Genomic DNA, 15,093 nt, shown 5'->3' with positions numbered 1-15,093 from the left:
GAAGCATTAGGACAACCGCTATACGGACGGCCATACCGTATTGTAGCAGGATCCTCCCATTGGAGCGCGGGCGGCGTTTTTAATACGTTCGAATGTTGAGTTCGAAAAAGGTTGGCTCTAGTTGAATTGCCGTCGTCCGCAGTTGTAAGGGCGAGCGGACGCTTCGAAGATGACACGCCCTTTCGGCCTTTTCGGGAGAGATGCAATGTCGCTTCAAGGAGCTACCTGTCCTGCCGAGCTGACCATGTTGGCCAAAGCACTTGATGCCCGATGCCGTGAACTAGGCCTCGCTGACGGCGATCCAGGCAGAGAAGTGCTCGGCCGCAGGGTGATGGATTTGTTCGAAAGTGGTCAGCTCAGCGCCGAAGATTTGAGACTGGCTCTGAGCGGCGAGATTTTTTACGCCAAAAATCCTCCGGCCGGAGGCAGTGGGTTTTGATACGGCAAGCGGCTATCCGCGCAACCATTTGAACTATTGGTCCAGCGTAGGCTTCCGTGCACGCAAGGGCGCGCGTGAACAAATGTGATTTTGCGGTCGGTGCCAGACGGGCTAATCTTCCCAACGAATATCCAATGAAAGAGGAGAATGATCATGAAGACATTCCTCGCAACAGCCGCCGCACTGACCCTGTCCATATCCGCTGCCTCTGCGGATTGCCTCGCGCATTCAAAGGTCCAGGCATCGGTCGACACGCAGACGAGGACAGCGAGCGTCGAGAAGGCCGATATGTCGACAGCCGCGGACGCTCAGACGATCAAGAAAGAAGAGCCACAGAAGACCGAATAGCGGTAACGCTCACCGGATCCCACGACCCGGATAAAGGGCTACTGGCAGACATCCACCCACTCGGCGTCGACGAGTTCGGCCATGCGTTGCGGGCTGAGCCGGACGGCGGCGTTCGTCGCGCCTGCGGCGGGGACGACCTCGTCAAAGGCGCGCAGCGAGACGTCGCAGTACACCGGGAGCGGTGCCGGTAGGCCGAACGGGCACACCCCACCGACGGGATGACCGGTCGCGGCGAGCACCTGCTCGGCATCCAGCATTCGCGCCTTGCCGCCGAACCGGTCCTTGAATTTGCGATTGTCCAGCCTGGAGATGCCGCTGGCCACGATCAGCATCGTCTGGTCGCCGGCGCGCAGGCAGATCGTCTTGGCAATCTGCGCCGGCGCTACGCCATGCGCTTCGGCAGCCAGAGGCACCGTCGCCGAGCTGGCTTGCGTAACGATGACGTCGATTTCGGGCGCGTGGGCGACGAAGAAAGCGCGAACGGATTCGAGGCTCATCTCCGGCGATTTCCGTCTCGCGTCGCCGTGGCGGCCGGCAAGTCCGCTACGTGGCCGGAAAACGAAGCTCGCCAGGGCAACCCATGGCGAGCTCGTCGAATAAACGCATGGCACGCCGCTACGACACGGACCGCCTTTTCGCAGGCAACACGGCTTCGTCGAACAGAGCGCTTTCCGGAAGCTGAAGCGCGGAGGCAATACGCCGACGTTTCGAAGGATCGGCATCCTTGCCGCTTTCGATGTCGGCAATCTCATAGGCTGCCAGCCCGCACGCCAGGGACAGCTCTTCGATGCTGTATCCACGGGCTTCCCGGGCGGTTCGGACGGCACTGCGTTCAGGCGTAACCGCGCTCGCCGCCAATTCGGAGTAAGGTTCGCGTTTTGCTATTTGGGGCATTGGCAACTCCGTGGGATGAAAGAGTTAGATCAAATCATGTTGTTGCCTGAGACGATCGGGAGAATGCCCGCTCGCCGGTGATTTGCCAAGCATCAAAGATAGCGTCACGGCATCGTGAACCGAGGCCGGAATGAATGGCGGATGCCGGCGCGCTCATATCTGGCTTGATCGTCGGCAGACACAGTTCGGAAACAAAATTCTACAGGCCGGAAAAACTGCCGAAAAACTCCAAGGCGATAGTCCTGACCGCAGTGCTCGAGTCACCGACCTGAATCGGTGACGCTCAAATTCGCCCTGCGCAAAAAGGAAACGATGTCATGAAGAAGTCTCTTCTCTCCGCCCTTGGACTTGCAATCGCACTTGCCCTTTCGATGCCGATCATCGGCGCGAGCAGCGCGAGTGCAGCGACGATGCACACCACCGTCAAGAAGCATCACCGCCATCACTACCATCACCGCGTCCACCACTATCGCCATCATCACAAGAAGGTCGTGGCGAAGAAGTACTGAAAACGCCTTGGGACAGACAGCCGGCAAGCAGGCGTTCTTGGTCTTTGATCAAGGGCGGCCAGCTTGCCGGGTTTGCCGCGTCGACGAAATGGCGGCGGTCCCGCTGACCACCGCATTTCCTCTACCTTGAACGCGCTCGCGGCGCTTTTTGCTGCCGGCCACCGAGGAAGAGACTGGCGACCAGCCCGACCAGAACCAGCCCGACAGCGGCCGCCGTCGCCGGGTGATCACGGGCGGTCTTCTCGATCGCCCGACCTTGCCTTCTGATTGCCGGCAAGGTGTCGCCGAGACGCTCGGCGATATCCGAATAATAGTCCGACGCAGTATCGCGACCGTCTTCGTAATAGGCGCCGCCCCGCTTCAACACGGCTTTCTTCAAAGTGGCCAGTTCCCTGGTCAGGGCGGCGACCTGCTTGTTCAGATCGGTCTCGGAGATGCTCGAAAGCGATGCCATGACGTGGTTCCTTCATCTGCAGAAGGAAGCCTAACGCATGACCCTGAAGACCGTTCCGGTCAGTCCCGGCGGGCTCTAGCGAACCTGATCGAGCAGGCGCTTGCATTCCAGCAGGTCGAACAGCGCCTCCTGCAGCAATGCGCGATTGTCACGGGAAAGTTTTGACGTGTCCGGTGGAACCGGGCCTTCCTCGTCGGTCTTGCCGATGCCGAAAAAACGACGGCTGGGTTTCACCCTCGGTTGGCCGACCAGCATCTCGTCGTCCGGGCCGCGCGGCTGCGCCGCTTGCGTCAGCGGTACCGCGTCAGCCTGCCGGCGCTGCGAGATCGCCTCGACCGCCGCCATGTCGCCATTGCCGACGGCGATCAAAAACTGGTTGCCGTTCTCGCGCAACAGCTTCTGTACGCCCTTGATCGTATAGCCCTGATCGTAGAGCATGTGGCGAATGCCCTTGATCAGCTCGACGTCCTGCGGCCGGTAGTAGCGGCGGCCGCCGCCGCGCTTCATCGGCTTGATCTGGTTGAAACGCGTCTCCCAGAAGCGCAGCACGTGCTGCGGCAAATCCAGATCCTCCGCGACCTCGCTGATGGTGCGGAAAGCATCGGGGCTCTTGTCCATGGGCGAATCCTCACGCTAGAGCATGATCGCGAAAGGCGGGGACCGGTTTTTGGGCAACATCACGGTAAAACAAAGAGAGCAGCTTTTCCGTCCACCGGGGCGGATCACACCCAAATACCGATCCGGCCTGCCGAATCGCATCTTATTTCAGCGGTTTATGAAACAATATTCAAGCCCGGCGTAAAAGCAGGCTTCGTTTTTCAACCGAAGCCTGAAGCATGGATTCTCGGCAAGGGAGATCGGGAATCTACTTGCTGCCCTTGGCCTTGCTGTTTTGATGGGAGCGCAGGATGCGGTTCTTCAGCACGTTCGATGACTTGAAGGTCATCACCCGGCGCGGCAGGATCGGCACTTCCTCACCGGTCTTGGGATTGCGCCCGATGCGTTCGTTCTTGGAACGGACATGGAAGGTCGCGAAGGACGACAGTTTCACCGTCTCACCGCGAACGATCGCCTCGCAGATCTCATTCAGCACCGCCTCGACAAGCTCGGCCGATTCAGTACGCGACAGCCCAACCTTGCGGTAAACGGCTTCGGCGAGGTCGGCGCGCGTAAGTGTCTTTCCCCCCATACGAACCGTCCCATCAGCTCAAAAAATAAAATCGATACAAGCAACGGCAGAACCTAAGTAATTGATCCGTCAAGGTCAAGGACCCGAACCCGTTAGTTCGGCACTTACCAACGCAGCAGGACGGCGCCCCAGGTGAAGCCGCCGCCCATCGCCTCAAGCAGCACCAGGTCACCCTTTTTGATGCGGCCGTCGGCGACGGCCGCGGATAGTGCCAGCGGCACGGAAGCAGCCGATGTGTTACCGTGCAAATCGACGGTCACCACCACCTTCCGCTCCTCTATCCCGAGCTTTTTGGCCGAAGCATCAATAATTCGTTTATTGGCTTGATGCGGCACGAACCAGTCGAGATCAGCGGCGCTGATGCCGGCCTGTGCGAACGTCGCCTCGATGACGTCGGTGATCATGCCGACCGCATGCTTGAACACTTCGCGGCCTTCCATCCTGAGGTGCCCGACCGTTCCGGTAGTCGACGGCCCACCGTCGACAAAAAGCTTGTCCTTGTGGATGCCGTCGGAGCGCAGGCTGGCCGCCAGAACGCCTCGGTCGGCGATGCCGCCTGCCCCCGTGCCTGCTTCCAGCACTATCGCGCCGGCGCCGTCGCCGAACAAAACGCAGGTCGAGCGGTCGTTCCAGTCGAGAATGCGCGAAAACGTTTCCGAGCCGATCACCAGCACCCGTCTGGCCAAGCCGCCGCGGATATAGAGGTCGGCGGTCGTCACCGCATAGACAAAACCCGAGCAGACCGCCTGCAGGTCGAAGGCAAAACCGTGGTGCATGCCGAGCCGGTTCTGGATCTCGACTGCGGTCGCGGGAAAGGTGTTGTTGGGCGTCGAGGTCGCCAACACGATCAGGTCGATGTCGTCAGCCGTCAGGCCGGCGCTGTCGAGGGCTGCCCGCGCTGCCGCCTCACCCAGAGAGGCCGTCGTCTCGTCGTCGGCCGCAATGTGGCGCTGGCGAATACCGGTACGCTGGACGATCCATTCGTCCGAGGTCTCGACCATGCCTTCAAAATCGGCATTCTTCATAATGCGGCGGGGCAGCGCGGCGCCCGTGCCGCGCACGACTGATCTGATCAATGCTCTTTCCTATTCCTTTGCGTCGATGACGACGTCGGATTTCCGGATTGTCTGGGCATTCGGATTGCGGGCATGGAACAGGTCGAGATCGGCCTCGATGCGGTCAAGCAGATTGTTGCGCACCATGTCGTAGCCGAGCTCGATCGCCGCAGCGAAGCCATCCGAATCAGCCCCGCCATGGCTTTTCACCACGATGCCGTTCAATCCCAGGAAGACGCCGCCATTGGAGCGGCCGACATCCATCTTCTCGCGCAGGCGATCGAAGGCGGTCTTGGCGAAGATATAGCCGATCCTGGCCATCAGTGTCCGGTTCATCGCGGCGCGCAGGTAGCCGGCGATCTGCCTGACCGTGCCTTCCGCCGTCTTGAGCGCGATATTGCCGGCAAATCCTTCGGTAACGACGACGTCGACACTGCCCTTGCCGATGTCGTCACCCTCGACAAAGCCATGGTAGTTCATCGAGGCCATGTTGGCCTCGCGCAGCATACGGCCTGCTTCCTTGACCTCCTCCTGACCCTTGATCTCCTCGACGCCGACATTGAGCAGGCCGACGCTCGGCCGTTCGATGCCGAAAACCGAGCGCGCCATGCCGGTACCCAGAATGGCAAAATCAACCAGTTGATGCGCATCCGCACCGATGGTTGCGCCGACGTCCAGCACCACGCTTTCGCCGCGCAATGTCGGCCAGAGCGCCGCAATCGCCGGGCGGTCGATGGTCGCCATGGTGCGAAGGCAGAATCTGGACATCGCCATCAGTGCGCCGGTATTGCCAGCCGAGATGCAGGCGTCCGCCGTGCCTGCCTTGACCGCTTCGACGGCTTTCCACATCGATGACTTCCAGCGGCCATGGCGCAGTGCCTGGCTCGGCTTGTCGTCCATCCGGACTGCGATCTCGCAGTGGATGAACTCGCTCACCTCCGCTAGCTTGGGGAATTTGGCGAGTTCAGGCCTTACCGCTTCTTCGCGCCCATAGATGACGAAGCGTATGTCCGGACGGCGGGTGGCGACAGTCATGAGCGCCGGGATGACCACGCTTGGCCCGTGATCGCCGCCCATGGCATCGATGGAAATCCTGATCACGCGGTGTTCATCTCACGGTTGCTTGGCCAGCGGGCTTGCCAAGGTACGGGGCTCGCGAAGGTTCGGCGAAAATAACGGTTTTGGGCTGCCGCACAACCAACTTTTCTCAAATTGGGTCAGCCATCAGGATTTTCCCAGCAGTGATCTGAGCTTTTGCTGGAATTCATTCTCCACAGGCTCGGCATCGCCGGCGGCCTCCAGCGACACACCCGGCTTGCGCGGATAGGGATCGATCGCCAAGCCAAAGAACTGTTCGGCAAGCGCCCCGACGTCGATCGCGTCGCCGGAAAAGGTTTCCGGGCTGTCCGGCCCTTCGGCGTCGAGCAGGATCTCACCGCCACCGTCGAAACCTTGCCGCCCGAGCTTGGATTGTTCCGGCAGGAACAGCGCCTCGACCGGCTCGTCGATATGCGCCTCGACCGGGTCGAGAGTGACGATGCAGGCCTGCGTTATATCGGCCTCGACATGGCCGCTGACTTTCACCCCATTGCGCTTCCACGGCTCGATCAGAAGTTCGGCGCGATAGTTCTCGACCGAAAGCAGCTCATGCTCGACGGCCAGTATGGCGCGCTGCCCGGCGTCGGCATCGATCACCACCGGCAGCCCTTTTTGCGGCATCCGGGCGACATTTGCCAGGAATGACACTGGGCTGTGGGTATCAGGATGTTTCATCTTCGCCTCCACTTCGCCGCCTTCATTCGGCCTGCCTTCGCTCAGAGTTGGCCACTGGAAATGCCACCGTGCCGGAAACGATCGATTCGGTCGGCTGTTGCGTGAGTTGCCTTGATGCATCGGCGGCATAGAGTGCCAGTTGCGACGCTTGCGGCCAGGCGCCGGCATCCGGCCTGACATTGCGGGAAAGGGCGGCGGCAAGCGCATCATGGTCATTTCGTTTCAGCGCATCGTCATAGGCGGCGGTACGGCCATAGAACATCTTCGCCAGTTTCCGCATTCGCTTCGGCACGCCGACGTCGCCAATGCCCAATTCCCGCAACGAATGTTCGACATCCATGAAGAACTCGTCGATCAGCACCTGCGCAACCTCTGCCGCAGCACCGCCCTCGCCGCGCAACCGGTGCTGGAACAGGAACATGTGCAACGACAGCATCTCGAAGCGGCCGAGCGGCGTGTCCGGCACGTTCCAGGCGGAATAAAACACCGGTTGCCGCGCCGCCGCCACGATTTGTGCGTAAAGCGCCTCGGTGATGGCGCGGTTGGCGTGACGTTCGCGGCCAAAGAGGCGCTGGAACATTTGAGGGTGGTCTCCCGGGACCGTTTGTTGAAGTGGCCTTGTTGCATCGGCAAGCAAGCTGGTTTACCGGTTTTGCGGCCCAGCGCAAGTTGCGGCCAGCTTATGGAGTTGTAGTTGCGCGCGCTGAAATTCAAGTCGACTTTCCTGCCTAGGCCCGCCGGTGCGGTTTCGCTGCTGGTGATCGCTGCCGCGCTTTCCGCCTGCAATTCGTCCAAGATGATCGGCGATCTCAATCCGAGCGAGACGCTGACGCAGGGCTACGTCATCGACCAGCAGGCGATCGACCTGGTGCCGGTCGGCTCGAGCCGCGAACAGGTGCTGCTGGCGCTCGGCACTCCCTCGACGAAGGCGACCTTCGACAACGAGGCCTTTTATTACATTTCGCAGACGCGCAAGCGATATGTCGCCTTCGACAAGCCGCGGCTAGTCGACCAGCATGTGCTGGCGGTCTATTTTGGCGATGACGGGCGCGTCACCCAGATCGCCAATTACGGCCTGAAGGACGGCAAGGTGTTTGACTTCATCTCGCGCACCACGCCGACCGGCGGCAAGGACCAGAACTTCCTCAGCCAGATCATCAGTGGCGCCAGCAAGCTGACGCCTGGTGTTCCGGGCGCCAGCGGCGGCAGTACGCTCGGCGGCACCTGATCCACTCGACGGTGTCGGCTTCTTTTCTTTTTCGCTTCCCTGTAAGCGGCGGCACATCTCAGGCAATGAAAACCCGCGGGAGCGATCCCGCGGGTTTTTGTCTTGAGCCGTGGCGACCGAGCTTAGCCGTGCGCGAGCACGGCCAATAGCAGCAGCGCGACGATGTTCGTGATCTTGATCGCCGGGTTGACCGCCGGCCCAGCAGTATCCTTATAGGGATCGCCGACCGTGTCGCCGGTCACAGAGGCCTTGTGTGCTTCGGAGCCCTTGAGGTGCTTGAGGCCGTCCTTGTCGACGAAACCATCTTCGAACGACTTCTTGGCGTTGTCCCAGGCACCGCCGCCGGAGGTCATCGAGATGGCAACGAAAAGGCCGTTGACGATGACGCCGAGCAGCGAGGCGCCGAGCGCGGCAAAGGCGGATGCCTTCGAACCGGAGATCAGGAGGACACCGAAATAGACCACCAGCGGCGCCAGCACCGGCAGCAGTGATGGAACGATCATCTCCCGGATCGCTGCCTTGGTCAGAAGGTCGACGGCGCGCGCATAGTTCGGCTTCGAGGTGCCGGCCATGATGCCCGGATCCTCGCGGAACTGCTTGCGCACCTCCTCGACGATAGCACCGGCGGCGCGGCCGACGGCGGTCATGGCGATGCCGCCGAACAGATACGGGATCAGGCCGCCGAAGATCAGGCCGGCGACGACATAAGGATTGGAGAGGTCGAAGGAGACGTCGCCCATGCCCTGGAAGTAGGGGTATTTGTCGCTATTGGCGGCAAAGAACTTCAGGTCGTTAGAGTAGGCCGCAAACAGCACCAGCGCGCCGAGGCCGGCCGACCCGATGGCATAGCCCTTGGTTACCGCTTTGGTGGTGTTGCCGACAGCGTCGAGCGCGTCGGTGGACTGGCGCACTTCCTTGGGCAGGCCGGCCATTTCGGCAATGCCGCCGGCATTGTCGGTGACTGGGCCGAAGGCATCGAGCGCGACGATCATGCCGGCGAGGCCAAGCATCGTCGTCACCGCGATCGCCGTGCCGTAGAGGCCGGCGAGCTGGTATGTCGAGATGATGCCGCCGACGATGACGATCGCCGGCAACGCCGTCGCTTCGAGCGAGACCGCCAGGCCCTGGATGACGTTGGTGCCGTGACCGGTGACCGAGGCCTGGGCGATGGAGTTCACCGGACGCTTGTTGGTGCCGGTATAATATTCGGTGATCACCACGATGAGGCCTGTCACCACAAGGCCGACCAGGCCGCAGATGAACAGGTTCGTGCCGGTGATGGCCATGCCGGCGACGGTGCCGATCTCACCCCAGCCGATGCATGCCGAAGTGGCGACGGCAAGGCCGACAATTGACAGCAGGCCGGTGACGATCAGGCCCTTGTAGAGAGCGCCCATGATCGAGCCGCTGGAACCGAGCTTGACGAAGAAGGTGCCGGCGATCGAGGTGAGAATGCAGGCGCCGCAGATGGCCAGCGGATAGAGCATGGTCGCGCCGAGAACGGCGGTGCCACCGAAAAAGATGGCGGCAAGGACCATGGTGGCGACCACGGTCACCGCATAGGTCTCGAACAGATCGGCGGCCATGCCGGCGCAATCGCCGACATTGTCGCCGACATTGTCGGCGATGGTGGCCGGATTGCGTGGATCGTCTTCGGGAATGCCGGCTTCAACCTTGCCGACGAGATCGCCGCCGACGTCGGCGCCCTTGGTGAAGATGCCGCCGCCGAGACGAGCGAAGATCGAAATCAGCGAGGCGCCGAAGCCAAGCGAAACCAACGAGTCGATGACGACACGGTCATCGGGCTGAAGGCCCATGAACTGGGTGAGGATCAGGTAATAGATCGATACGCCAAGCAGGGCCAGGCCAGCAACCAGCATGCCAGTGATGGCGCCCGACTTGAAGGCGATCTCGAGGCCGGCAGCGAGGCTGTTGGACGCCGCCTGCGCGGTGCGCACATTGGCGCGCACCGAGACGTGCATACCGATGAAGCCAGCGGCGCCCGATAGAACGGCGCCGATCAGGAAGCCGATGGCGGCGGTGATCGAAAGCAGCCACCAGGCGAGCAGCAGGACCACGACGCCGACGATGGCGATGGTGGTGTACTGGCGCGCCAGATAGGCTTGCGCGCCTTCGCGGATGGCCGCGGAAATTTCCTGCATGCGTGCATTGCCCTGATCGGCCGCGAGGACCGAACGTGTCGCCCAGATGGCGTAAAGGACTGAAAGCAGACCGCAGGCGATGACAGCTGAAAGTATGGTCATTGCCGAATTTTCCTCGATTGGTGGCCCAAAAGAACCCCTCCCCGGGCCGTTGAGACAGGGGACGAATTTTCCGCAACCGGAATCCGTCCCTTCGCAGCGGCTTATGCGAAACAGGGCTCGGAACGTCAAGATATTGTTCGGTTTTTGTCCGGTTTTCGCTCAAAAGATCCCGGGTTTCATCCAAAAGGCTGGACGGCAGCGCGCCTGTCGACACTGCCATCCGATTAGATCTGATTGAAATCGGCGAACGGCCGTCAAACTTTGCGCGGGTCGCCGTCCGGCTGGACGACGAAGATCAGCACCACCAGCATTGTCATGTAGAATTTGAACGCCGCCTCCTGACCATTCCATGTCGAAGACTGCCACATGGCAAACCACTCGCCGCCAACGACCATGAAGCCGAAATACCAAACGAGGAAACCCATGGTGGCGGCTATGATGGCGAACTTCTTGGCATCGTTGAATGCCTGTCCGCTGGCGTTGCGCGCCTGCCAGAGTCGCCAGGCGGCGACTAGGTAGAGCAAGCAGGTCAGCGCCTCGCCAATGATGATCAGCCAGTAGCCCGCCGTCCACAGCGACGGGTTGGTGATCGAGCGGTACATCAGGGCGTTGCCGGGAAAGGTCGTGTCCATGCTCAGCACATGCTGGACAAAGGCGAAGTTTGAGCCGTAATCGGTGATGTTGCCGAAGGCGACAAGGAAGGCGAAAGCCGCCAGACACAAACACATGACGATCTTGGAGAAACGCGCGGTCATGGCAAGAACTCCTGCTGAAAGATCGGGGCATCGCACTCATCAATCGCCGAGTCCCGAAGATCGCGCAACGGGGGGACCAGTGATCATAGTGCTCACGACTGTCGCGAGACATTATGCCGGGAAGCAAGACATTGCCGCGATTCTCGAAACCCTCGATCTCGACAGCTATTGCGCGGTGGGCGACTTAGTCTCTGTGGTTAGAGCCGGCACACAGCACGATTTCGCCATCATCCGCCGCCGCTGGATCGCCAGCGAGACGGGCACCACGCTCGAACTGACGATCGATCATCCGGCGCGTTCGAGTGGCCGTTGAAAGAAGCGAACTTTGCCCCGAGGGGCTACTCCACCTCGCGCCCCATGCGCCGGCCCGTGTAGCGCTCGATCGCCGACAGCCCGTCATAGATCAGCACGGCAAGGGCGGCGACGATCAGGCCGCCCTGCAGGATGAAGGCGAGGTTGTTCGACAGCAGGCCGGCGATGATCACCTCGCCCAATGTCCTCGCCGCCACTGTCGAGCCGATGGTCGCGGTGGCGAGGCTGATCACCACCGACAGCCGGATACCGCCGAGGATGATCGGCGCGCTGAGCGGCAGTTCGACCTTGACCAGCCTTTGCCAGCCGGTCATGCCGGCGCCACGCGCCGCCTCGACGACATTGGCCGGCAGCGTCGTCAGGCCGGTCAGCGCGTTCTCGAAGATCGGCAGCAGGCCATAGAGAAACAACGCAATCAGCGTCGGCTTTTCGCCGAAGCCGACGGCCGGCACGGCAAGCGCCAGCACCGCCACCGGCGGAAAGGTCTGGCCGATATTGACCAGGCTGCGCGACAGCGGCAGGAATTCGGCGCCGGCTGGCCTGGTGACCAGAATGGCGAGCGCGACCGCAACGATCGTCGCGGCAACCGTTGCGATCAGGACGGTCTGCAGATGCAGCAGCGTCAACGTCAAAAGGCTGCCCTGATTGTAGATTACCGGCGCGTTGTTCTCTGTCAGCGGCTTCAGCAGCGGTTCGAACCAGCCGGGATTGGTGACGAAGGCAATAAGCAGCACCACCAGGGCAAGCCTGAGCAGTGATGGAAGCCAGGGTTTCATGCCGGCCTCGCCGCGCGTTTAACCAGTCCATCCACAGTGACGCGGCCAAGCGATTTGCCATCAGTATCTTTCACCGGCAGTGCCGGGCGGCCCGACCACAGGAGTTCGGCCAACGCGTCGCGTTGGCTGGCATCACCGGGGATCGCCTCGCCTTCGGCCGTGCCTTTTTCCACCGCGTCGCGCACCCGGCCAAGCGATAACAGCCGGAACGGTTTTTCGCTGGCGCCAACCAGGGTCTCGACAAACGCGCTGGCCGGTTTCGCCAGTATCTCGGCCGGCGCGGCATATTGCACTACTTTGCCGCCGTCCATCACCGCGATCTTGTCGCCCATGTGAACGGCCTCTTCCATGTCATGGGTGACTAGGATGATGGTGGTGCCGAAGCGCTTCTGGATCGCCAGCAGATCCTCCTGCGCCTTGTTGCGGATGATTGGATCGAGCGCGCCGAACGGCTCATCCATCAACAGCACGTTGGGTTCCGCGGCAAGCGCCCGGGCGACGCCGACGCGCTGCTGCTGGCCGCCGGAAAGCTCATGCGGATAGCGTGGCCCGTAGGCTTGCGGGTCGAGCTGATATAGCGTCATCAGCTCGTCGACGCGGGCTTTGATGCGGTTGGCGTCCCAGCCGAGCAATACCGGCACAGTGGCGATGTTCTGTGCCACCGTGCGATGCGGAAACAGACCGTGGCCCTGGATGGCATAGCCGATGCTGCGACGCAGCTCATAATCAGGCACCGAGCGGTTGTCGACGCCGTCGAGCTTGATCACGCCCGATGTCGGCTCGACCAGCCGGTTGATCATGCGAAGCAGCGTCGTCTTGCCGGAGCCGGAGGTGCCGACGATGACGGCGATGCTGCGCGGCTCGATTACTATCGACACGTCGTCGACCACTGTCGTCTCGCCGTAGCGCTTGGTGATGCCTTCGATCTCGATCATGCCGTTTAAACCCTGCGCTTGCTGGCGCTCATTTCGATCACTGCATCGAGGATGATGGCGGCGGCGAAGGCCAGCGCCACCGTCGGCACGGCACCGAGCAGCACCAGGTCCATCGCCGTCTGGCCGACTCCCTGGAATACGAATACGCCAAAGCCGCCGCCGCCGATCAGCGCGGCAATGGTGGCGAGGCCGATATTCTGCACCAGCACGATGCGAATGCCGGTGAGGATCACCGGGAAAGCCAGCGGAAACTCGACGCCGAACAGCCGCTGGCGGTCGGTCATGCCCATGCCGCGCGCTGCGTCGTTGGCGGCACGCGGCACACCGGCAAGGCCGACCACGGTGTTGGCCACCACCGGCAGCAGTGAATAGAGGAACAGGGCGACGAAAGCCGGCGCCGTGCCGATGCCGCGAATGCCGAGCGCGGCAGCACCCGGCACATGCGAAGCGACCCAGCCGAGCGGTGCTATCAAGAGGCCGAACAGCGCGATCGAAGGAATGGTCTGAATGATGTTCAGCACGTTGAGCACGCCGGCCCGCAATTTCTCGACGCGGTGGCAGAGGATGCCGAGCGGCAGGCCGATAATCACTGCTGCCGCCAGCGAACCCAGCGCCAGCGTCACGTGCTTGGAGCCTTCCGCCCAAAAACTATCGGCGCGATTGAAATATTCCTTGAGGATCGACAGGCTGTTCCAGCTCCCCGAGACCAGCAGCAGGCCGATCGCCGCTGCGGCGACAACAAGCACGCCGACCCGTGCCTGCGGCGACAGGTTCAGCCTTGTAAGCACGTCGGCGAGCAGAAGCGTGAAGGCGAAGATAAACAGCCAGAAGCCCGAAGCCGGCGAGATACGGGCGAAGGTGTTGCCGGCGGGCGTCAGGAAGCTGCCGGCAACGCCGATCAGCAGCGCCAGCGCCGCAAGTGCAACCACACTGGCGGCGAGGCGCAGAGCAAGCGGCGTTTTCAGCAATGCAATGAGCGCCGCTGCGACAACAATCGCCATCAATAGCGGACCGACCGCCGCAGGCAAAGATTCGAGGATCGAGCTCGCCTCGCCGGGTACGATGCGATTGGCGCGGAACGTGGCGAATGGTGCCGCAAAAGCCGCATAGGCTGATATCGCCGCGATAACCACGCCGAGCTTGTCAAACCGGATGCGCACGCCCTCCCCCATCGGCCGATCCGCGCACCTCGAAAGCGGCGCGCCGGAATCGCCTTACTTGAGGAAGCCGTTCTTTTTCAAAAAGTCTTCGGCGACGCCCTTGACCGGTTCGCCGCCAACCTGGACGCGGCCATTCAACTCCTGCAGCGTGACGAGATCGAGCTTGGCGAAGACCGGCTTCAGCAGCGTCTCGATTTCCAGGTGCTCCTTCAGCACCGCCTCGCGGATGATCGGCGCCGGCTGGTAGACCGGCTGCACACCCTTGTCGTCCTCAAGCACGACGAGGCCGGAGGGCGCGATGCCGCCGTCGGTGCCGTAGACCATGGCCGCGTTGGCGCCGTTGGTCTGGTTGGCCGCAGCGGCAATGGTCGCCGCCGTATCGCCGCCCGACAGCGTGATCAACTGGTCCGGCTTCAGCGTAAAGCCGTAGGTCTTCTGGAAAGCGGGCAGCGCGGCCGCCGAATTGACGAACTCGGCGGACGCCGCCAGCACCACCTTGCCGCCGCCCGAGACATATTTGCCGAAGTCGGAAAGGGTGACGAGCTTGTTGGTATCGGCGACCTCCTTACGCAGGGCGATCGCCCAGGTGTTGTTAGCCGGTGACGGGGACAGCCAGACGATCTTGTTGGCGTCGTAATCGAGCTTCTTGGCAGTCTCGTAGGCCTTAGCGGCATCCTTCCACACCGGATCGTCGGCCTTCTCGAAGAAGAATGCGGCGTTGCCGGTGTATTCCGGATAGATGTCGATCTCGCCGGCCGTAATTGCCTTGCGTACCACAGGCGTGCCGCCGAGTTGGATGCGGTCGGTGGTCTGGATATTATTGGCGTTCAGCACCAGCTGGATGATGTTGCCGAGCACGCCGCCCTCGGTGTCGATCTTCGACGACACCACCACCTGGGCACTCGCCGAGGCCACCGTGATGCCGAGCGCCAGCACGGTGCCGGCCAGAACCTTGATTGAAAACATATCACAAATCCCTTGCTGTGAACCGGAATATGGCTG

20 protein-coding genes are annotated in these 15,093 nt (G+C 61.8%); 5 read left to right on the top strand and 15 right to left on the bottom strand.

Going from position 1 to position 15,093, the window contains the following annotated elements:
• The first annotated feature begins 205 nt into the window (after positions 1 to 205).
• Together NKH29_RS12385 and NKH29_RS12380 are read left to right on the top strand one after the other, a co-directional pair.
• Complete coding sequence (locus NKH29_RS12385) at positions 206 to 439, top strand: hypothetical protein (protein WP_031193496.1); 234 nt, start codon at positions 206 to 208, stop codon at positions 437 to 439.
• Positions 440 to 592: 153 nt separating this feature from the next.
• Positions 593 to 787, top strand: a complete 195-nt coding sequence (locus NKH29_RS12380) for a hypothetical protein (RefSeq protein ID WP_352999676.1) — start codon at positions 593 to 595, stop codon at positions 785 to 787.
• Between the two features lie 38 nt (positions 788 to 825).
• On the opposite strand, the gene NKH29_RS12375 is transcribed toward NKH29_RS12380, so the two are convergent.
• Together NKH29_RS12375 and NKH29_RS12370 are read right to left on the bottom strand one after the other, a co-directional pair.
• Positions 826 to 1,284, bottom strand: coding sequence for a YbaK/EbsC family protein (locus NKH29_RS12375; RefSeq protein WP_023717299.1), 459 nt, complete (start codon positions 1,282 to 1,284; stop codon positions 826 to 828).
• A gap of 118 nt (positions 1,285 to 1,402) precedes the next feature.
• Positions 1,403 to 1,681, bottom strand: coding sequence for a helix-turn-helix domain-containing protein (locus tag NKH29_RS12370; protein WP_023674515.1), 279 nt, complete (start codon positions 1,679 to 1,681; stop codon positions 1,403 to 1,405).
• A gap of 317 nt (positions 1,682 to 1,998) precedes the next feature.
• Between NKH29_RS12370 and NKH29_RS12365 the strand changes: the two genes are divergently transcribed.
• Positions 1,999 to 2,190, top strand: coding sequence for a hypothetical protein (locus NKH29_RS12365; protein WP_023717295.1), 192 nt, complete (start codon positions 1,999 to 2,001; stop codon positions 2,188 to 2,190).
• Positions 2,191 to 2,311: 121 nt separating this feature from the next.
• Here NKH29_RS12365 and NKH29_RS12360 read toward each other — a convergent pair whose 3' ends face one another.
• The 7 genes from NKH29_RS12360 to NKH29_RS12330 all read right to left on the bottom strand — a co-directional run bounded on the left by NKH29_RS12360 (position 2,312) and on the right by NKH29_RS12330 (position 7,241).
• The gene (locus NKH29_RS12360; protein ID WP_352815971.1) at positions 2,312 to 2,644 is read right to left on the bottom strand and encodes a hypothetical protein; all 333 of its coding nucleotides are present in this window, start codon (positions 2,642 to 2,644) and stop codon (positions 2,312 to 2,314) included.
• A gap of 75 nt (positions 2,645 to 2,719) precedes the next feature.
• Positions 2,720 to 3,262, bottom strand: a complete 543-nt coding sequence (locus NKH29_RS12355) for a MerR family transcriptional regulator (protein WP_023717293.1) — start codon at positions 3,260 to 3,262, stop codon at positions 2,720 to 2,722.
• Between the two features lie 247 nt (positions 3,263 to 3,509).
• Positions 3,510 to 3,833: an integration host factor subunit alpha gene (locus NKH29_RS12350; protein ID WP_023717292.1), complete on the bottom strand. Its 324-nt coding sequence runs from the start codon at positions 3,831 to 3,833 to the stop codon at positions 3,510 to 3,512.
• 104 nt (positions 3,834 to 3,937) lie between these two features.
• Positions 3,938 to 4,909, bottom strand: coding sequence for a beta-ketoacyl-ACP synthase III (locus NKH29_RS12345; RefSeq protein ID WP_023717291.1), 972 nt, complete (start codon positions 4,907 to 4,909; stop codon positions 3,938 to 3,940).
• 9 nt (positions 4,910 to 4,918) lie between these two features.
• Positions 4,919 to 5,989 (bottom strand): phosphate acyltransferase PlsX, encoded by a 1,071-nt coding sequence (gene plsX, locus NKH29_RS12340; RefSeq protein ID WP_352481224.1) that lies wholly within the window; start codon positions 5,987 to 5,989, stop codon positions 4,919 to 4,921.
• A 123-nt stretch (positions 5,990 to 6,112) separates the two neighbouring features.
• Positions 6,113 to 6,661 (bottom strand): YceD family protein, encoded by a 549-nt coding sequence (locus NKH29_RS12335; protein ID WP_023717289.1) that lies wholly within the window; start codon positions 6,659 to 6,661, stop codon positions 6,113 to 6,115.
• 22 nt (positions 6,662 to 6,683) lie between these two features.
• On the bottom strand, positions 6,684 to 7,241 hold the full coding sequence (locus NKH29_RS12330) for a ubiquinol-cytochrome C chaperone family protein (RefSeq protein ID WP_023717288.1): 558 nt from the start codon (positions 7,239 to 7,241) through the stop codon (positions 6,684 to 6,686).
• Between the two features lie 114 nt (positions 7,242 to 7,355).
• On the opposite strand from NKH29_RS12330, the gene NKH29_RS12325 reads away from it, so the two are divergent.
• Positions 7,356 to 7,889, top strand: coding sequence for an outer membrane protein assembly factor BamE (locus NKH29_RS12325; RefSeq protein WP_023717287.1), 534 nt, complete (start codon positions 7,356 to 7,358; stop codon positions 7,887 to 7,889).
• A 122-nt stretch (positions 7,890 to 8,011) separates the two neighbouring features.
• Here the strand turns inward: NKH29_RS12325 and NKH29_RS12320 are convergent, their stop codons facing one another.
• Together NKH29_RS12320 and NKH29_RS12315 are read right to left on the bottom strand one after the other, a co-directional pair.
• A complete protein-coding gene (locus NKH29_RS12320) occupies positions 8,012 to 10,153 on the bottom strand; it encodes a sodium-translocating pyrophosphatase (RefSeq protein WP_023717286.1) in 2,142 nt (713 codons plus the stop codon).
• A 254-nt stretch (positions 10,154 to 10,407) separates the two neighbouring features.
• Positions 10,408 to 10,908, bottom strand: coding sequence for a DUF2165 family protein (locus NKH29_RS12315; RefSeq protein ID WP_352587782.1), 501 nt, complete (start codon positions 10,906 to 10,908; stop codon positions 10,408 to 10,410).
• 79 nt (positions 10,909 to 10,987) lie between these two features.
• Between NKH29_RS12315 and NKH29_RS12310 the strand changes: the two genes are divergently transcribed.
• On the top strand, positions 10,988 to 11,221 hold the full coding sequence (locus tag NKH29_RS12310; RefSeq protein WP_352857187.1) for a hypothetical protein: 234 nt from the start codon (positions 10,988 to 10,990) through the stop codon (positions 11,219 to 11,221).
• A 25-nt stretch (positions 11,222 to 11,246) separates the two neighbouring features.
• Here the strand turns inward: NKH29_RS12310 and NKH29_RS12305 are convergent, their stop codons facing one another.
• From NKH29_RS12305 to osmF, 4 genes are read right to left on the bottom strand one after another with little or no spacing between them, the layout of a single operon-like run.
• A complete protein-coding gene (locus NKH29_RS12305; RefSeq protein WP_352857188.1) occupies positions 11,247 to 11,996 on the bottom strand; it encodes an ABC transporter permease in 750 nt (249 codons plus the stop codon).
• Complete coding sequence (locus tag NKH29_RS12300) at positions 11,993 to 12,931, bottom strand: ABC transporter ATP-binding protein (RefSeq protein ID WP_352481228.1); 939 nt, start codon at positions 12,929 to 12,931, stop codon at positions 11,993 to 11,995. The genes NKH29_RS12305 and NKH29_RS12300 overlap by 4 nt, the downstream gene beginning before the upstream one ends.
• A gap of 5 nt (positions 12,932 to 12,936) precedes the next feature.
• Positions 12,937 to 14,103 (bottom strand): ABC transporter permease, encoded by a 1,167-nt coding sequence (locus NKH29_RS12295; RefSeq protein WP_352857192.1) that lies wholly within the window; start codon positions 14,101 to 14,103, stop codon positions 12,937 to 12,939.
• A gap of 42 nt (positions 14,104 to 14,145) precedes the next feature.
• The gene (osmF, locus tag NKH29_RS12290; RefSeq protein WP_352999674.1) at positions 14,146 to 15,057 is read right to left on the bottom strand and encodes a glycine betaine ABC transporter substrate-binding protein OsmF; all 912 of its coding nucleotides are present in this window, start codon (positions 15,055 to 15,057) and stop codon (positions 14,146 to 14,148) included.
• Positions 15,058 to 15,093 lie beyond the last annotated feature (36 nt).

The sequence above is a fragment of the Mesorhizobium sp. M1295 genome (assembly GCF_040318135.1).
GTDB lineage: Bacteria > Pseudomonadota > Alphaproteobacteria > Rhizobiales > Rhizobiaceae > Mesorhizobium.
This window is presented reverse-complemented; position numbering and strand designations above follow the sequence as displayed.

Bases quoted from the DNA above. Each gene is read 5' to 3' on its own strand.
- NKH29_RS12385 (WP_031193496.1), top strand. From the start codon at position 206: ATGTCGCTTCAAGGAGCTACCTGTCCTGCCGAGCTGACCATGTTGGCC.
- NKH29_RS12380 (WP_352999676.1), top strand. From the start codon at position 593: ATGAAGACATTCCTCGCAACAGCCGCCGCACTGACCCTGTCCATATCC.
- NKH29_RS12375 (WP_023717299.1), bottom strand. From the start codon at position 1,284: ATGAGCCTCGAATCCGTTCGCGCTTTCTTCGTCGCCCACGCGCCCGAA.
- NKH29_RS12370 (WP_023674515.1), bottom strand. From the start codon at position 1,681: ATGCCCCAAATAGCAAAACGCGAACCTTACTCCGAATTGGCGGCGAGC.
- NKH29_RS12365 (WP_023717295.1), top strand. From the start codon at position 1,999: ATGAAGAAGTCTCTTCTCTCCGCCCTTGGACTTGCAATCGCACTTGCC.
- NKH29_RS12360 (WP_352815971.1), bottom strand. From the start codon at position 2,644: ATGGCATCGCTTTCGAGCATCTCCGAGACCGATCTGAACAAGCAGGTC.
- NKH29_RS12355 (WP_023717293.1), bottom strand. From the start codon at position 3,262: ATGGACAAGAGCCCCGATGCTTTCCGCACCATCAGCGAGGTCGCGGAG.
- NKH29_RS12350 (WP_023717292.1), bottom strand. From the start codon at position 3,833: ATGGGGGGAAAGACACTTACGCGCGCCGACCTCGCCGAAGCCGTTTAC.
- NKH29_RS12335 (WP_023717289.1), bottom strand. From the start codon at position 6,661: ATGAAACATCCTGATACCCACAGCCCAGTGTCATTCCTGGCAAATGTC.
- NKH29_RS12330 (WP_023717288.1), bottom strand. From the start codon at position 7,241: ATGTTCCAGCGCCTCTTTGGCCGCGAACGTCACGCCAACCGCGCCATC.
- NKH29_RS12320 (WP_023717286.1), bottom strand. From the start codon at position 10,153: ATGACCATACTTTCAGCTGTCATCGCCTGCGGTCTGCTTTCAGTCCTT.
- NKH29_RS12315 (WP_352587782.1), bottom strand. From the start codon at position 10,908: ATGACCGCGCGTTTCTCCAAGATCGTCATGTGTTTGTGTCTGGCGGCT.
- NKH29_RS12305 (WP_352857188.1), bottom strand. From the start codon at position 11,996: ATGAAACCCTGGCTTCCATCACTGCTCAGGCTTGCCCTGGTGGTGCTG.
- NKH29_RS12300 (WP_352481228.1), bottom strand. From the start codon at position 12,931: ATGATCGAGATCGAAGGCATCACCAAGCGCTACGGCGAGACGACAGTG.
- NKH29_RS12295 (WP_352857192.1), bottom strand. From the start codon at position 14,103: ATGGGGGAGGGCGTGCGCATCCGGTTTGACAAGCTCGGCGTGGTTATC.
- osmF (WP_352999674.1), bottom strand. From the start codon at position 15,057: ATGTTTTCAATCAAGGTTCTGGCCGGCACCGTGCTGGCGCTCGGCATC.